This window comes from Mycobacterium pseudoshottsii JCM 15466 (genome assembly GCF_003584745.1).
Classification (GTDB): Bacteria; Actinomycetota; Actinomycetes; order Mycobacteriales; family Mycobacteriaceae; genus Mycobacterium; species Mycobacterium marinum.
The window spans coordinates 614,427-631,020 of record NZ_AP018410.1; the positions used below are offsets into that span (position 1 = coordinate 614,427).

The 16,594-nt window shown below is 64.8% G+C and carries 10 protein-coding genes and 2 pseudogenes; 8 read left to right on the forward strand and 4 right to left on the reverse strand.

Going from position 1 to position 16,594, the window contains the following annotated elements; translation table 11 throughout:
• Window positions 1-22 precede the first annotated feature (22 nt).
• The 6 genes and pseudogenes from MPSD_RS02855 to MPSD_RS02880 all read left to right on the forward strand — a co-directional run bounded on the left by MPSD_RS02855 (window position 23) and on the right by MPSD_RS02880 (window position 11,200).
• Window positions 23-1,462 carry a WS/DGAT/MGAT family O-acyltransferase gene (locus MPSD_RS02855; RefSeq protein WP_020785050.1) on the forward strand — a complete coding sequence of 480 codons (1,440 nt, stop codon included), beginning with the start codon at window positions 23-25 and terminating at the stop codon, window positions 1,460-1,462.
• Window positions 1,459-2,241 (forward strand): crotonase/enoyl-CoA hydratase family protein, encoded by a 783-nt coding sequence (locus tag MPSD_RS02860; RefSeq protein WP_020785049.1) that lies wholly within the window; start codon window positions 1,459-1,461, stop codon window positions 2,239-2,241. The genes MPSD_RS02855 and MPSD_RS02860 overlap by 4 nt, the downstream gene beginning before the upstream one ends.
• 98 nt (window positions 2,242-2,339) lie before the next feature.
• Window positions 2,340-3,827, forward strand: a complete 1,488-nt coding sequence (locus MPSD_RS02865; RefSeq protein ID WP_020785048.1) for a class I adenylate-forming enzyme family protein — start codon at window positions 2,340-2,342, stop codon at window positions 3,825-3,827.
• Window positions 3,824-4,120: pseudogene (locus MPSD_RS02870) on the forward strand (hypothetical protein). Before MPSD_RS02865 ends, MPSD_RS02870 begins: the two are co-directional and overlap by 4 nt.
• 744 nt (window positions 4,121-4,864) lie before the next feature.
• Window positions 4,865-6,424, forward strand: coding sequence for a fatty acyl-AMP ligase (locus MPSD_RS02875; RefSeq protein ID WP_232022856.1), 1,560 nt, complete (start codon window positions 4,865-4,867; stop codon window positions 6,422-6,424).
• A 111-nt stretch (window positions 6,425-6,535) separates the two neighbouring features.
• On the forward strand, window positions 6,536-11,200 hold the full coding sequence (locus MPSD_RS02880) for a thioester reductase domain-containing protein (RefSeq protein ID WP_086085577.1): 4,665 nt from the start codon (window positions 6,536-6,538) through the stop codon (window positions 11,198-11,200).
• Window positions 11,201-11,277: 77 nt separating this feature from the next.
• Here the strand turns inward: MPSD_RS02880 and MPSD_RS02885 are convergent, their stop codons facing one another.
• Complete coding sequence (locus tag MPSD_RS02885; protein WP_011739325.1) at window positions 11,278-11,898, reverse strand: TetR/AcrR family transcriptional regulator; 621 nt, start codon at window positions 11,896-11,898, stop codon at window positions 11,278-11,280.
• On the reverse strand, window positions 11,895-12,053 hold the full coding sequence (locus MPSD_RS27965) for a hypothetical protein (protein ID WP_020727860.1): 159 nt from the start codon (window positions 12,051-12,053) through the stop codon (window positions 11,895-11,897). The genes MPSD_RS02885 and MPSD_RS27965 overlap by 4 nt, the downstream gene beginning before the upstream one ends.
• 160 nt (window positions 12,054-12,213) lie before the next feature.
• Between MPSD_RS27965 and MPSD_RS02890 the strand changes: the two genes are divergently transcribed.
• On the forward strand, window positions 12,214-13,023 hold the full coding sequence (locus MPSD_RS02890; protein WP_174524114.1) for a crotonase/enoyl-CoA hydratase family protein: 810 nt from the start codon (window positions 12,214-12,216) through the stop codon (window positions 13,021-13,023).
• Between the two features lie 64 nt (window positions 13,024-13,087).
• On the opposite strand, the pseudogene MPSD_RS02895 reads toward MPSD_RS02890, so the two are convergent.
• A pseudogene (locus MPSD_RS02895) lies at window positions 13,088-14,555 on the reverse strand (aldehyde dehydrogenase).
• Window positions 14,556-14,599: 44 nt separating this feature from the next.
• Entirely contained in the window at window positions 14,600-15,367 is a 768-nt protein-coding gene (locus tag MPSD_RS02900; protein WP_020785040.1) for a class I SAM-dependent methyltransferase, read from the reverse strand.
• A 55-nt stretch (window positions 15,368-15,422) separates the two neighbouring features.
• Between MPSD_RS02900 and MPSD_RS02905 the strand changes: the two genes are divergently transcribed.
• Window positions 15,423-16,586, forward strand: coding sequence for a glycosyltransferase family 4 protein (locus MPSD_RS02905; RefSeq protein ID WP_086085576.1), 1,164 nt, complete (start codon window positions 15,423-15,425; stop codon window positions 16,584-16,586).
• Window positions 16,587-16,594: the final 8 nt, after the last annotated feature.

The following is a 16,594-nucleotide window of genomic DNA, read 5'->3' on the forward strand; positions in this document are numbered from 1 at the left end:
ACGCCATGACTAGAGGGCTGAGATGAAACGGCTCAGCGGTTGGGACGCGGTACTGCTGTACAGCGAAACGCCCAACGTGCACATGCACACCCTCAAAGTTGCTGTTATCGAACTCGATCCGGACCGCCGCGCGTTCGGCGTCGACGCGTTCCGGGCAGTCATCGGCGAACGCATGGCCAAACTGGAACCTTTCGGGTATCAGCTCGTCGACATCCCGTTCAAGTTCCATCACCCGATGTGGCGAGAGCACTGTGAAGTTGACCTCGACTACCACATCCGCCCCTGGCAGCTCAGACCCCCAGGGGGTCGGCGCGAGTTGGGCGAGGCGATCGGTGAGATCGCCAGCACGCCGCTGGACCGCAGGTACCCGTTGTGGGAGATGTACTTCGTCGAAGGCCTGGCCAACCATCGAGTCGCGGTGGTGGGCAAGATCCATCATGCCCTCGCCGACGGGGTCGCCTCGGCGAACCTGATGGCACGCGGCATGGACTTGTTGCCCGGCCCCGAGGGCGATCCGTACGTGAGCGACCCGGCTCCTACCAAGCGGGAATTGATGAGCTCGGCGTTCCTGGATCACCTGCGCCACCTTGGCCGGATCCCCGCGACGATGCGCTACACCGCGCAGGGCCTGGCCCGCGTGAGACGCAGCTCGCGAAAGCTGTCTCCCGAGCTGACCCGCCCGTTCACCCCGCCACCGACGTTCATGAACCATATGCTCACCCCGCAGCGCAGATTCGCCACCGCGACGTTGGCGCTTGCCGACGTGAAGCAGACCGGTAAGCAGCTGGGCGCGACGATCAACGACATGGTGCTGGCGATGTCCACCGGAGCGCTGCGGAACCTGCTGTTGCGCTATGACGGCCGGGCCGAGCCACTGCTGGCCTCGGTCCCGGTGAGCTACGACTTCTCGCCGGACCGCATCAGCGGGAACTACTTCAGCGGGATGATGGTGGCGCTGCCCACCGACTGCGCGGACCCATTGGAGCGGGTACAGGCCTGTCATGAAAATGCGTTATCGGCCAAGGAGAGTCACCAGCTGCTGGGGCCCGAGCTGATCAGTCGCTGGGCGGCGTACTGGCCGCCGGGGGCAACCGAAGCGGCCTTCCGGTGGGCGTCGAGCCGGGACGGGCAAAACAAGGTCCTGAATCTGAACATCTCGAATGTTCCCGGCCCGCGCGAGCACGGCAGGGTGGGTGGTGCGCTGGTAACCGAGATCTATTCGGTGGGGCCGCTGACCGCGGGTAGCGGCCTGAACATCACCGCGTGGAGCTATGTCGACCAGCTCAATATCTCGGTCCTGACAGACGGTGCCACCGTCGAGGATCCGCATGAAGTGACTGAAGCCATGATGGCTGACTTCGTCGAGATACGAAGGGCGGCTGGGCTTTCCGCAGAGCTGACGGTCATCGAGGCAGCGATGGCGCAAGCTCGATCAATGAATGAAGGAGCTGGGAGCGCGTGAGTGAACTAAACGGCGACACCGAACCCGAAGTCCTGGTCGAACAGCGGGACCGAATCCTGATCATCACGATCAATCGGCCCAAGGCCAAGAACTCGGTCAACGCCGCGGTGAGCCGGGCCTTGGCCGATGCGATGGATCGCCTCGATGCTGACGCCGGCCTCTCGGTGGGGATCCTTACCGGAGCGGGTGGCTCGTTCTGTGCCGGCATGGACCTCAAGGCGTTTGCCCGCGGCGAGAACGTCGTGGTCGAGGGCCGGGGGCTGGGGTTCACCGAGCGCCCACCGGCCAAACCGCTGATCGCGGCGGTCGAAGGATACGCCTTGGCCGGCGGCACCGAGCTGGCCTTGGCCACCGATCTGATTGTGGCGGCGAGGGATTCGGCGTTCGGAATACCGGAGGTGAAACGGGGTCTGGTGGCCGGTGGCGGGGGATTGCTGCGGCTGCCCGAGCGCATTCCCTACGCGATCGCGATGGAACTGGCGCTCACCGGTGACAACCTGTCCGCCGAACGCGCCCACGCACTCGGCATGGTCAACGTGCTGGCCGAACCCGGGGCAGCCCTGGATGCGGCGATCGCGTTGGCGGAGAAGATCACTGCCAACGGTCCGCTCGCGGTGGCCGCCACCAAACGGATCATCACCGAATCCCGCGGCTGGAGTCTGGACACCAGATTCGCCCAGCAGATGAAGATCCTGTTCCCGATTTCCACCTCCAATGACGCCAAGGAAGGTGCGATCGCGTTCGCGGAGAAACGTCCGCCCCGCTGGACCGGTACCTGACCGGCGCCGACCACGGCTTCTCCCCGGGAAGCCGGGCCCGCCGATGGGTTACACTGAGGCCAAGTTTTGCAAAGGGAGGGCTTCCTGAAGGGTCCCGGATGAGCGTTTCGTTGCTGCTCGAAATGGCTGCGTCAGCTAGTCCTGACCGCATCGCCGTCGTCTCGGGCGACTTGCGGCTGACGACTCAGCAGCTCAGCGATCTCGCCGACGGGGGTGCGGGGGTCATCGCCGCATCCGATGCCCAGCATGTGGTGTACGTCGGCACCGGCGGGGCGATGCTGCCGCTGCTGATCTTCGCCTCGGCGCGCGCCGGGCTGCCCTTCACCTCGATCAACTACCGGCTGTCCGCCGACGGCATCGCAGCCTTGATCCGCCGGTTGCCACGGCCCCTGGTGGTCGTCGACGAACGCTACCGGGACACGATCGCAGCCGACCAGTCGCTGAGCTCCCAGCAATTTCTGGAGCTAGCCGGCCGCGCCGAACCGGTCGCGGAGTTTCCCGGCCCGGACTCGGTGGCCATCGTGCTGTTCACTTCGGGCACCACCTCGCAACCCAAGGCCGTCGAGCTGACCCACAGCAACCTGACCAGCTATGTCACCACGACGGTCGAGTTTGGGTGCGCCGCGCCCTCCGACGCGGCGCTGATCTGTGTGCCGCCGTATCACATCGCCGGGGTAAGTGCCGTCCTGTCGAATCTGTATGCCGGACGAAAGATGGTCTACCTGACCAACTTTGACGCGCACGAGTGGGTAAGGCTGACCAATGCGGAACAGGTCACCACCGCCACCGTGGTGCCGACCATGCTGGACCGCATCGTCGCCGTGCTCGAGACCGGCGAACACAAGCTGCCCTCGTTGCGCAACCTGGCCTACGGTGGCTCGAAAGTCGGTCTGCCACTGGTGCGCCGGGCCCTCGAGCTGTTGCCGGACGTGGGCTTCGTCAACGCCTACGGGCTGACCGAGACCAGCTCGACCATCGCCGTGCTGACGCCCGATGACCATCGCGCCGCGCAGTCCGCGGCGGCGGCTGGCCTGGCCAGGCGGTTGGGCTCGGTGGGGCGGCCGGTGCCCGGCGTCGAGCTGCAGATCCGGGGCCAGGACGGCAGGGTGCTCGGGCCCGGTGAGACCGGCGAACTGTTTGTGCGGGGTGAGCAGGTGTCCGGACGCTACACCGGAATCGGTTCGGTGCTAGACGGCCACGGCTGGTTCGGCACCAAGGACATCGCCATGCTCGACGAAGACGGCTACCTATTCATCGGCGGACGCTCCGACGACACCATCATCCGCGGTGGGGAGAACATCGCGCCGGCCGAACTCGAGGAAGTGCTGATTGAGCACCCGCAGGTGCGCGACGTGGCCGTGGTCGGAGTCGAGGATGCCCAGTGGGGCCAGGAGATCGTGGCCGTCGTGGTGCCCGTCGCCGGCGTCGACCCAGATCCGGAAGAACTACGTGAATTCGTGCGAAGAAGTTTGCGGGGGTCGCGCACCCCGGACCGGGTAGTGTTTCGTCGCGAGCTGCCCACCACCGCCACCGGCAAAATCCTTCGCCGGGAGATCATCGAGGAACTGGCAGGTACGAAATCATGATCAAGAACGGAACCCGGCTGGCCAGCCAGGTGTGTGACACCCAGGTCATCGTGGTCAGAAGCGCCGACACCCTCGACGATCTGCGGTGCGGAGGCGCGCCGATGGTGGAGATTGGCGTGCAGCGCTCGGGCTAACTCGATCCCGAGTTCGCCGACGGCTCGGTGCTGGGCAAACGCTATGTCGATGAGGCCGGTGCCGAGTTGCTGGTCACCAAACCGGGCGCCGGGTCGTTGAGTGTCGGTGCCACCAAGCTGGCGCTCAAGGAGGTCAAGCCGCTTCCGGCCAGCGACTGATCCAGCCGGCCGATGGCAATCGGTGCCCCCGCGCATCGGGGTTTTTGCTCCAGGTCTGGCGTTTTGGTCTAGCAACAACCCGCCGAGTCCGGCTCCACCGCCGGTACCACCGAACCCGGCCTGGAAACCCAGCCGGCCGGTTCCACCGTTGCCTCCGTAGGCGGCGATGGCCGCAAAGGCGCCCAATTCGGCGTTCCCACCGAACCCACCGTCGTCGCCAACCCCACTGTTGCAGCCACTCACCGTTGTCGCCGCCCCGCCATTGCCGGGGTCTTGGCTGTCCGCGCCGTCGTTAGTGCCCCAGCCCGCCGGCCTACCGGCGCGAGAGTGGTTGTGTTCGAACTGATCTAACGCCAAGGGCGGTGAAACCCCGGCGGCGCCAGTTAAGAATTCATTGAGCAGCAATTGTTTTCATGGTCAAGATGGCGTTGTCGTTGGGTTGGTGCAAAGTATCGAACCTGATGCTGAGCAAGGGGGGTGGGCCGCGGCTGCTCGCGGTTCGGGGCTTCGTCCAAGCCATCGATCAAGCAGGAAGGTCAGGGAGACACTGTGAACGAATCGATTCCAGGGGGACGAGTGGCGCACCTTCCTCCTCCCCACCTCAATCTCGTTGAGCGACTGGCATGGCGCGCGCGCAATCAGCCTGACGAGCTGGCGATGGTCGAGCTGCGAGGCATGCGTGGCGAGACGGACAAGGCTACCTAAGCGCGGCTGGACGCTCGCGCCCGGGCAATCGCGTTTCAGCTGAAAAGTCTTGGTAATCAAGGTGATCGCGTGCTACTCGTGATGGGCAACTGTCTCGACTATGTCGTCGGCTTCCTGGCATGTGCTTATGCTCGCCGTGTTGCGGTGAATCTGCCCGTGCCGCGCCGTGCCAAACACCTGGATAGGCTCGCCCACGTCGTGGCCGACTGTGGGGCGGAAGTCTTGCTCACGAGCGGGCCCGAGGCGAAAGAGTTGACGGCAAGCGTGGCTGCCGATTTGCGCCTGGACTTCCTGACGGTACTGCGCCTCGACTGGCTGTTGGCCATCCCTGATGAAGATTGGCAACCCGTCGCACCGGCATCCAAAGACGTATGCCTACTGCAGTACACCTCCGGCTCCACAAGCGCACCGCGCGGGGTGGTCGTCACCCACGACAACCTCATGTTCAACTGTGCCCAAATCCAATACGGCTTCGGCCTTACCGCGGAAGACCGTGCGCTGAGCTGGCTTCCGCTGTATCACGACATGGGCCTGATCCTCGGAGTGCTCACGCCCATCTTCGCGGGCTTCCCGGTTGTGCTCGCCGATCCGCTCAGCTTCGTTAAGCGTCCCGACCTCTGGCTCCGTGCGATCTCCGACTACCGCATCACCTTCACCGGTGGCCCTAACTTCGCCTACGACCTCTGCGCAGACGCCGCCTCGTACGCCGATCTCAGCGGCATCGATCTCTCCTGTTGGAATGTCGCCCTCAACGGCGCAGAACCCATCCGCGCTACCACTCTGGAACGCTTCAATGCGGCCCTTGCCCCCTTGGGCTGGGCTCCAACCTGCATGCAGCCCTCGTACGGCCTCGCCGAGAACACCCTGGCGGTCTCTACCAAGATTCCTGCGACTGAGCCAACCGTTGTGGAGATCTATGTCGCGGCTCTGCGGCAGTCACAGGTGTGTGCACCTCGCGGTGACTCCCCGTCGCGGCGGCTGGTGAGCAGCGGGCGCATCTTGGCGGGGACGATGGTGACGATCGTCGACCCCGAGACCGGACACTCGGTGGGCCCGGACCGGGTGGGCGAGATCTGGTTAACCGGCAGGAGCGTCGCGAAGGGCTACTGGGGCAGGGACATTCAGACGGAGGAGGTCTTTGCGGCGCGCCTACCCGGTGATCCTGCCCGCTATCTGCGTACGGGAGATCTCGGCTTCTGCCGCGACGATGAACTATTTGTTGTCGGTCGTTTGAAAGACCTCGTCATCGTCCATGGCGCCAACCATTACCCGCAGGACCTAGAAGAGACCGCAGAGGGCGCCCATCCGGCTGTGCGCTCACACTTCGTGGCCGTGTTCGCCGAGGAGCGAGAGGACCGTGAGGCCCTCATTGTCGTTGCCGAGATCCGCCGGGAAGCAGAACGGGGCCTGGACCCGCGCGACGTAGGGCAGCGCATCGCGCGCGCCATCACCCGAGAGCACGAGGTATCGGTCGACGCGGTATTTCTCGCGCGATGCGGCGAGGCTCCCAAGACCACCAGCGGCAAGATCCAGCGGTCCTTGTGCCGAGAGCTGCTGCGCCAGGGTGGCCTCGCTTTGCACGGCGCGTTGGAGAAATGAGACAGGCCGATTGGGCCTGAGGCGTTGAGCTCCGGTGCCCACGGCGGGTAGCCGAGTGGCTCGAAGAGATTAAGCACCCGAAGTCAAACCCACCCACTCCTAAGGAGCGCGATGTTCAAGGAAGATGTCGATTTCGTGGCCAGCGGTGGAAACACGACGACCGTGCGCAGTCTGGAGACGTTCCGCGACTGGCTTCGGCATGAGATAGCCAAGAGCAGCGACGCCGGCTTCACCGGTGTCGATTTTTCACGCTCGCTAGCCGACTTGGGGTTCAGTTCGGTTCATACCGTACGTCTGGCCGGCGAACTGGAAAAGCTACTGGAAATCGACATGGAGCCAACCCTGCTCGCCGAATTCGAGAGCATCGATGCCATGTGCGTCACTCTCTTCCGCATGCGCGAGGGAATGCGTAACCGCGACACCAACGCGCCCTACGTGCAAACGGTGCGTGTCGCCGCCTCATTCACCGCTGAGCTGATCGAGCCGACCGTGTGCAACCTGCTCGGTCGCTTGGGCATGCCGGCGAACGTCCAATTCGCCGGGTACAACCAGGTGTTCCAGGCCTTGCTCAACCCCGAGGGTGTATTCGCAGGCGAGGGCGGCATAAATGTCGTGCTCATGCGCGTGGAGGACCTCTTTCGGCACCACAACACGCCTCCCGGCCGGGAGGAACTCGAGCGTGCCGTCGCGGAGCTTTGCGACGCACTGCTCGGCCATGCTGACCGAAGTGGTGCGCCGACTCTGGTCGCTCTGGCGCCGCACTCCCCCCACTCGGTACGCGCACTCGGTCTGGCAGAGCTGCTGGAGGATTTGGACCAACGCATCATCGCCGCTGCTGGCTCCCACCCCAGTCTCTTCCCCGTGGACCTGCGCCGAGTTTACGAGGACTGGCCGGTTGTGCGCATCTGGGATGAGGCCCGTGACAGCCTTGGTCACCTGCCCTTCACTCAGGGGTGTTTCAGTGCCATCGGGGCCTGTATCGCCCGGCGCATCGCTGCCGTGCTCAGCGAACCGGCAAAGGTGATCGTGCTGGACTGTGACAACACCTTGTGGGGCGGCGTGGTGGGGGAAGACGGTCCGGAGGGCATCACGCTCTCCGAGCATTTTCTGGTCCTCCAGCGTTTCATGGTCGCCCAAGCAGAGGCAGGAAAGCTGCTATGCATTGTCAGCAAGAACAACGATGCCGATGTATTGGCCGCCTTCGCCGCTCACCCTGACATGCCGCTCGGCTTGGAACACATCTGTCTTCGTCGGATCAACTGGCTACCCAAATCAGAGAACATGCGCTTGCTCGCTGACGAACTCGGACTGGGGCTGGACACATTTATCTTCATTGACGACAGTGCCATGGAAGTCGCCGAGGTCAGCGAGGCGTTGCCGCAGGTGCTCGCCATCGAGCTGCCGCAGCCCGAGTGCTTCGAGTCATTCCTCAACCACCATTGGGCCTTCGACGCGGCGCGTACCACCGAAGAGGATCGGAGTCGCACCGCGATGATGCGCCAGAGCGTCCAGCGCGCCGAGATCGAGGCGAGTGCGCCCACCATCGATGATTTTCTTTCCCGGCTGGATCTCGAGATCGACCTCGCACCCCTCTCGCTGGAAGACGAGCTTGCGCGCGCCGCGCAGCTCACTCACCGCACCAACCAGTTCAACGCCCGCAAACGATCGATGTCCGAGGCGGAGCTGCGTGCGTTCTGTCGCGAGCCGGGCCGGCGCACGTGGCGCGCTCGCGTCAGTGATCGCTTCGGCGACTATGGATTCGTCGGTCTGGTATCCGCGGTGTCGCGTGACAGCGCCCTAGTTTGCGATCTTTTCCTGATGAGTTGTCGCGTACTGGGCCGTCGGGTGGAGCAGGCGCTGGTGCGCAGGCTGGCAGTGGATGCCAGCGAGGCCGGTTGCGACCAGCTTTTGCTGGAGCTGGAGACCAGTGCGCGCAACGTTCCCGTTCGCAGCTTCTACGACAGCCTTGCCGGCGTCAGTGTGCCCGCGGGGGTCGGCGACGTACAGAAGATAATTCTCGAGGTGGCCGATATCGAGGCTCACCTGCTCGCTCCCACCCGGGTGATCTTGCGGGAGGAGACCGACCCGGCGCGGGATGAGTCCGCGCCCGTGCCGTCCCGGTCTGGCGCCCGGACCCGGGCCGCCGGTGGTTACGCTGAAATTGCCCGCATTGGCTCGAACGTCGATGCCCTGATGACCGCCTTGGCGGTGACCGCCCACGCGCGTCGTCCGGCGCTTGCCACGCCCTACGTCACACCCCGTGATAGCCAGGAGAAGGCGATCGCTCGCATCTGGTGCGATGTGCTGGGCATCGACCGGGTGGGAGTGAACGACAACTTCTACGAACTCGGCGGCGACTCCCTGCGCGCCGCCGAGGCCTTTGCCCATATGTGGGACATGGGTGTAGCAGAGTCAATCTCGCTGCAGACCATCATCGAGCCCACTGTTGCCGTGCTGGCCCAGGCGATAAGGGACGTGGAGGCCGGCCGCGCCCCGCAGCTGCTTGCTGATTCCTTCTCGCTCAAGGAAGAAGGCCATCTTGCCGCTGACATTTGTCGGCCGGGCTATGACCCCAGTACCTACGACCGGCCCATGCACCACATTCTGCTGACCGGCGGTACTGGCTACCTGGGCGCATATCTCATCCGCGAGCTGTTGATCCAAACCGAGGCTCGCATCTCTTGTTTGGTGCGTGCGTCAACCCCCGAGGAGGGGCGGCAGCGCATTCTGAACAACCTTTGCCGGTACGGGCTCTGGGATGTCACCTTCGAACCGAGGGTTGACGTCGTGTTGGGCGACCTGACCGCGCCCTGGCTGGGGCTGGACGGCCTGGCGCCGTTCCAAGTGCTTGCTCGCTCCATCGACACCATCGTGCATTCCGCGGCATGGGTCAACTTCGTCTATCCCTACCAGCATCTCAAGGCCACCAATGTGGAGTCCACGGAGACGATCCTGCGATTGGCAGTGTCCAGCGAGGCCCCCATCCAGGTGCACTTTGTTTCAACCCTTGGCGTGATCATGTCGACCGGCTACGGTCGACACTCCGTTGTGCAGGACCGGGAGGCGATCACCCACTGCGACGACCTGCTAAACGGCTACGAGCAGACCAAATACGTCAGCGATGTGATGATGTGGCAAGCATTCACCGAACGAGGTATACCCGGTGCCATCTACCGGCCGGGCATGGTGTCTGGACTATCCGACGGTACCTACCACAAGCTCGACGAATTCCTGCCCCAGTTCCTCAAGGGATGCATCCAGCTCGGCGCCTGGCCGCTGCTGGACACCACCTGGGAGATGGCGCCCGTGGACTTCACTTCCAAGGCCATCGTGCACATCGCAAAACGCCCGCAGAACCTCAATCAGGCTTATTTTGTGGTGCATCCGCGCTCCAGGCAGGTTTCGGACTACATCGATTGGCACCGCGAGGTGGGCTACGACATTCGTGGACTGCCGTGGGATGTCTGGAAGAGGGAGTTGCTCGGCCTCGGTACTGAGGGGCTGCGGAAAAACGCGCTCTTCCCCTTCGTGGACTTCATCCGCGCGCTCTCCGAGGAGCAGGTATTCTTTCCGCCCACCGGCCGCGCGTTGTTTGATTCCGCCACAGCGGATCTGGACTTCGACGTGCCCGATCAACTGGAGCTGTTGGCCCGCTACACGCGCCATTTTGTGGCATGCGACTACTACGACCAACTGCCCAGCAACCCGCGTGCCGGCCTATCCGACGAGCCTGCGTTGGTGCTGCACCCCCCGGGAGAATCCGGGCAGGCTTTGGATGATCGCCTGCGCTTCGATGGCGTCCAGCTGGATTTCGTCGAGACCTATTACGTCCTCTTCAACGATCCGGTGCGGGGCCTCAGCTTTATGGCGCGCTACGTGCTGCACAACGGCTTTCTGGAGTCCGACAAACTCGCGGAGGTGTGGTCTACGTTCCGCGACCGCCAGCGCCCGGGTACGGAGTTGGCCATCCGCCAGCGTTATCCACTAGGTCATGCCCGGCTCGAGAACTCGGCGAAAGTACGTCTTGAGATCGGTCCTTCGGGCTATGGCGAAGAGAAGGTATGGGGCCGCGTGGATTCCGCGGACGGGGTGATCGAGTGGGATCTCGAATTGGACCGGAGCGAGGCGATCTCCTTAGATCGCCTACCCGAAGCCTCGGCCTACGACTTGCTTCCACACTTCCAGTCGAACGGGGCAAGACAGCACCTTCGCGGTGTTGTCACGGTTTGTGGCCAGACATACGAGATCGGCCGCACGGTGGCGAGCGACGGGCACTATTGGAACACCAAGAATCTGCGCGAGTCCGCCTGGGTGCATGGCGCCAACTTCGAGGGTGATCCTGACTTCCTCATCGAAGGCTTCGGCGCCCGCTTCAACGATTGGTCTCAGACCTCGCTATGGCTGACCTTCAGCTACAAGGGCGAGTGCATCGAGAGCAACCTGATCGATGCTTTTCATCACAACCGCGAGTTGGATTCAGCCACGGACTCTTGGGACTTCGTTGCCGAGCGTGGCGACCTCCGCTTCGTGGTGCGTGTCAAAGCGGACCCGGCGCGCATGCTGCTGTCGGTCCGCCCGTTGCCCGGTGACGAATACGTTTACACCCATTTCACCGACGAGGCGGACGTGACGATCGACATCGAACAGCGCTCCGGCCGCGGCTGGTGGAAGAGTGACCAGCGCATCGCCCGGGGCACAGCGGTTTTCGAGTCAACGCGAAAGGTGCGTAACCCGGGCGCCACGCGGGAGTTCCGCATCGTGAGGGGGAGGTGCTGAAGGGCACACTGCCGCGGAGACGATCGAGACGTTTCTGACCGATCGCGACCGCGGACCAGTGGCTACCGCTGCGGTTTCTACTCGCTATCCAGTCTGCTTTGTGCGACGAATCCCCTTGCTTTTACCAAGAATTCGAGCTGCTCGCCGACCTGGCGCAGCGGTTCGACGCTACGCGTGGACCGGCACAGCATGATGGCGCCTTCCAACGCGGCGATGGAGGTCACCGCCAGCGATGCTGCGGTCGATTCGTCGAATCCGTCGGCAACAAAGGCCCGGCCCAATGCGGCGCACCAGCTGTCGAGGATGGTGCCGGCTTCCGCCGCTAGCTCGACTTCATCGTCGGCGGGGCCGAGGGCGGCTGCCACCACGGGGCAGCCGGCGGCAAAGCCCCCGTCGGTAAGCAGGTGCTCCCACAGCCTGACGAATTCGCGCAGCAGGGCCCGGGCGCCCTTGTCGGCGGCCTTGTCGATCACCGCGGTGATGGAATCGCCGGCATAACGCAGCGCTTCGATCAGGATCTGATTTCGGCCGTCGGGAAAGTGGTAGTAGACCGAACCGCGGGGGGCGCCGCTGCGGGCGAGCACCGAATCAATGGTGACCCCGGCCGCGCCCCGCTCGCGCATCACCTGAGCGGCGCTGATCAACATCTTCTCGCGGGTGCCGCCACGCTTCGGCGTCGATGTGCTGGGCGGTGTCATGCGGCGGGGGAATGTCCGTGCGAGTGGCGCAGTACCGGCCAATGCAGGTGGCGGGGGCGCAACCGGGCTTGCTTGCGGGGCAGATCGGGCATCTCGCGGGTGAAGCGATAGCCGGCAACGTTGAGCTCGATGATCCACATGGTATCTCCCGGCATCTGCGTTATCCCATGCGCCGGGGCCGCCGGCCCATGATTATGCAAAGCAGCATATAAGCGTGGGCGGAGATAGAGAAACCCCTGCAACCAACTCGTAATGTCCGACAATTGGACGGTATGAACTATTGCATATGACATATTTCTGCGGTTTACTGTGCAGATGACTACGACGGAAACTTCCCTGCCCAAACTGGCAACCGTGTCCCTCGAGCGGGATGGCCACGTCCTGCTGATCGGCCTGAATCGGCCGCAGAAACGCAATTCGTTCGACCGGGCAATGTTTGCTGACCTGTCGCGCGCCTACGCGCTGCTGGAAACCGACGACTCGGTGCGGGCCGGCGTCCTGTTCGCCCATGGTGACCACTTCACCGGCGGCCTGGATCTGGTTGACGTTGCGCCCAGCATCGCGGCCGGACAGTCCCCGTTCCCCGCGGATGGTCGCGACCCGTGGCGGCTGGACGGCCCGTGGCGCACACCGCTGATCGCTGTCGCACACGGCTGGTGCATGACGTTGGGCATCGAATTGCTGCTGGCCTCCGACATTCGCATCGCGGCGGCCGGAACCCGATTCAGTCAACTCGAAGTACAGCGCGGGATCTACCCGTTCGGAGGCGCGACGATCGGGCTGACCCGTGACGCCGGGTGGGGTAACGCGATGCGCTGGTTGCTCACCGGCGACGAGTTCGATGCCGCCGAAGCGCATCGCATCGGGCTGGTCCAAGAGGTGGCCGACGATGCGGCGACGGCTCTGACCCGGGCTCGGGAGATCGCGCAGACCATCGCCGACCGTGCCGCACCGTTGGGCGTGCGAGCCACCCTCGCGTCGGCGCATCTGGCTCGCCGGGAAGGTGAGGCCGCGGCGATCGAGCGCCTGGTCCCCGATATTCGGGCGCTATTCACCAGCGCAGATGCCGCCGAGGGAGTGCAGTCTTTCATCGAACGCCGACAGGCCCGATTCACCGGCCGCTAAGCCCAGGCTCCTGATTCCAAAGGGCGGCGAATTGCGGTGGTATTCGGCCTCCTACCGAAGTGGGCTAGCTTTCGAGCGTGTAACCCATCGGCATCAGCACGCTCTTCTGCTGGGTGAAGTGCTCGACGCCCTCGGGCCTGTTTTCGCGACCGATGCCGGAATTCTTGTAGCCGCCGAATGGGCAGCACGGATCAAAGGCGTACCAGTTGATCGCATACGTGCCGGTGCGGATCTTCTCCGAGATCTCGATGCCCTTGGGCACGTTGGAGGTCCATACGCTGCCGGCCAGACCGTACACCGAGTCGTTGGCGATCTTGATCGCATCCTCCTCGGTGTCATAGGGGATCACCACCAGCACCGGCCCGAAGATCTCCTCTTGCGCGATCGTCATCTTGTTGTCGACGTCGGCGAAGACGGTGGGCTGCACGAAGAATCCGTTGTCCAGACCCTCCGGGCGGCCGCCGCCGGAAACCAGCCGGGCGCCTTCCTCGATGCCCTTGGCGATGTAGCCCTCGACCCTGGCCCGCTGCTTCTCCGAGATCAGCGACCCGATTTGGGCGGCTGGGTCCGACGGCGGCCCGACCGGTAGTGCTTGTACGAAGGCGCTTACCGCCTCCACGATCTCCTCGTAGCGGGACCGGGGGGCCAGGATGCGGGTCTGGCCCACGCAGGCCTGCCCGGTGTTCATGATCCCGGAGAAGACCATCGATCGGGACCGCGGTGCTCAGATCGACATCCTCGAGCAGGATGGCCGCCGATTTTCCGCCGAGTTCCAAGGTGCACGGCTTGAGCATCTCCGCGGCCCGTCGCCCGATCTCTTTGCCGACGGCCGAGCTGCCGGTGAAGGTGAACAGGTCCACCCCGGGGTTGGAGGTCAGGGCTTGCCCGGTCTCAACCCCGCCTGGCACCACCGACAGCACGCCCTCGGGCAGGCCCGCCTCGGCGAACACCTCCGCCAACGCATTTGCGGTCAGCGGTGTTTCGGCAGCGGGTTTGAGCACCACCGTGCAGCCCGCCAGCAGCGCCGGACCCAGCTTGTTGATCGCCAGGAACAGGGGCACGTTCCAGGCCACGATCGCGCCCACCACACCGATCGGCTCCCGGTGGACGATGGTCTGCCCGTAGGACCCGTTGCGGATCTCTTTCCACCTGACCTGGTCCACGGCGGGGCCGGCGAAGAAGTTCAGCGCCCCGATCGAGCCCATCCAGTGCATCGTTTCGACGGTCATCGGCGGTTGGCCGGTCTCGTCGGCGAGCAGCTTGGCGAAATGGTCTTTGCGCTCCTCGAGCAGCTTGAGGGCATTGGCGATGACGGTCGCGCGTTCCTTTGGCGGCGTGGATGGCCACGGACCGTTGTCGAATGCCGCGCGCGCGGCGGCAACCGCAGCGTCGACGTCGGCGGCGGCCGCCAACGGCACCTTGCCCACGTACTCGCCGGTGGCCGGACAGTGCACCTCGATCACTTCCGAGGTCGACGGCTCCGTCCACCTGCCGCCGATGAAGAGTTTGTCGTATTCGGTTTTCTCGCCCATGGCGCCACCCTACCCAAGCGAAAGCAAAACAAGAACACGTTCCATTACCGGGGCGACAGCACCAGGACCAGATTGCTCACCAGGAACTCGCGAAGCATTGGCACCGAAGTCATCCACCAGGCCCATCGGGGGTGGTAGCGGGGAAATGCGGCGATCAGGGTTCCCGTGCCCTCCGCCCATCGCAGGCCCTCGGCGGCTGACACCGCGAACAACGACGACCCGTAGTTATTCTTTGTCGGATGGCCGTGCCTGCGGGCATACCGTGCGGCGGCTCGCGCGCCGCCCAGGTAGTGGCTCAGGCCCATCTCGTGCCCGCCGAACGGGCCCAGCCAGACGGTGTAGGAAAGCACGGCAAGCCCACCCGGCCTGGTCACCCGCAACATCTCGGCCCCCAGTTGCCAGGGGCGCGGCACATGCTCGGCGACATTGGAAGACAGGCAGATGTCCACCGAGTCGTCGGCGAGCGGTAGGGCCATGCCCGAGGCGCGGACAAACGAACCGGGCCCACCCGCGTGCGCGGGCCCGGCCGCATGCATTTCGTTGGGGTCCGGTTCGACGCCGATGTACCCGACGCCAGCGGCCGCGAACGCGGACGCGAAGTATCCGGGACCCCCGCCGACGTCGAGCAGCGTGCGGCCGGCCACCGATTCACCGCGGGCGGCCAGCCACAAGTCGCTCACCAACGTCGCGGTGTCGGCTGCGAGTGCTCCGTAGAAGCGCGCCGGGTCGGGTTGCTCGTAGCGGAATTCGGACAGCAACCGCAGCGACCGGGACAGCGTTGCCCGCCGCGCAAACCTGTCGGTGACGGCCATCGGCACACCCTACGGCTGGCGTTGGGGACGCTCGCGCGGGCTAGGCTAGCCACTGATGTCTGATCTGCGCTCCGTGCTGCTGCTGTGTTGGCGCGACACCGGACACCCACAGGGGGGCGGTAGCGAAACATATCTGCAGCGCATCGGCGCGCAACTGGCGGCCTCGGGGATCGAGGTCACCTTGCGCACCGCCCGTTACCCGGGTGCTCCGCGATGGGAGCTGGTCGACGGGGTGCGGGTCAACCGCGCGGGTGGCCGCTACTCGGTATACGTGTGGGCGCTGTTGGCGATGGTCGCGGCGCGAATGGGTCTGGGTCCGCTGCGACGGGTGCGGCCCGCGGCGGTCATCGACACCCAGAACGGGCTCCCTTTCCTGGCTCGTCTGGTGTACGGCCGGCGGGTGGTGGTGCTGGTGCACCACTGTCATCGCGAGCAGTGGCCGGTGGCGGGTCCGGCGCTCGGGCGGTTGGGCTGGTTCGTGGAGTCGAAGTTGTCGCCATGGCTGAACCGGCGCAACCAGTACGTGACGGTGTCGCTGCCCTCGGCCCGCGATCTCGTCGCGCTCGGTGTCGACAACGAGCGAATTGCCGTGGTCCGCAACGGCCTCGACGAGGCGCCCGGGCAAACCCTGTCCGGACCGCGGGCGGCGACGCCGCGGGTGGTGGTGTTGTCCCGGCTGGTGCCGCACAAGCAGATTGAGGACGCGCTGGAGGCTGTCGCGCAGCTGCGGCGACGCACGCCGGGCAGCCCGAATCTGCACATCGACGTCGTCGGCGGCGGCTGGTGGCGACAACGGCTGATCGATCATGTGCACCGGCTCGGCATTTCCGACGCGGTGACTTTCCACGGTCACGTCGACGACGTGACCAAACACCACGTGCTGCAGAGTTCATGGGTGCAGCTGCTGCCGTCGCGCAAGGAAGGCTGGGGGCTGGCGGTGGTCGAGGCGGCCCAACACGGGGTGCCCACCATCGGGTATCGATCCTCGGGTGGTCTATCCGATTCGATCATCGACGGAGTGACCGGCATCCTGGTCGACAGCCACGCCGAACTGGTGGATCAGCTCGAACGACTGCTGGCCGATCCGGTGCTGCGCGATCAGCTCGGCGCCAAGGCTCAGGTGCGCAGTGCCGAGTTCTCCTGGCAGGAAAGTGTCGACGGGATGCGTAGCGTCCTGGAAGCCGTACCGGCCGGTCGGTTCGTCAGCGGCGTTGTGTAGCCCCGAGA

What these genes read in the sequence shown, in the direction of transcription:
- MPSD_RS02855 (WP_020785050.1), top strand. Translation starts at nt 23, where the DNA reads ATGAAACGGCTCAGCGGTTGGGACGCGGTACTGCTGTACAGCGAAACG.
- MPSD_RS02865 (WP_020785048.1), top strand. Translation starts at nt 2,340, where the DNA reads ATGAGCGTTTCGTTGCTGCTCGAAATGGCTGCGTCAGCTAGTCCTGAC.
- MPSD_RS02880 (WP_086085577.1), top strand. Translation starts at nt 6,536, where the DNA reads ATGTTCAAGGAAGATGTCGATTTCGTGGCCAGCGGTGGAAACACGACG.
- MPSD_RS02885 (WP_011739325.1), bottom strand. Translation starts at nt 11,898, where the DNA reads ATGACACCGCCCAGCACATCGACGCCGAAGCGTGGCGGCACCCGCGAG.
- MPSD_RS27965 (WP_020727860.1), bottom strand. Translation starts at nt 12,053, where the DNA reads ATGCCGGGAGATACCATGTGGATCATCGAGCTCAACGTTGCCGGCTAT.
- MPSD_RS02890 (WP_174524114.1), top strand. Translation starts at nt 12,214, where the DNA reads ATGACTACGACGGAAACTTCCCTGCCCAAACTGGCAACCGTGTCCCTC.
- MPSD_RS02900 (WP_020785040.1), bottom strand. Translation starts at nt 15,367, where the DNA reads ATGGCCGTCACCGACAGGTTTGCGCGGCGGGCAACGCTGTCCCGGTCG.
- MPSD_RS02905 (WP_086085576.1), top strand. Translation starts at nt 15,423, where the DNA reads ATGTCTGATCTGCGCTCCGTGCTGCTGCTGTGTTGGCGCGACACCGGA.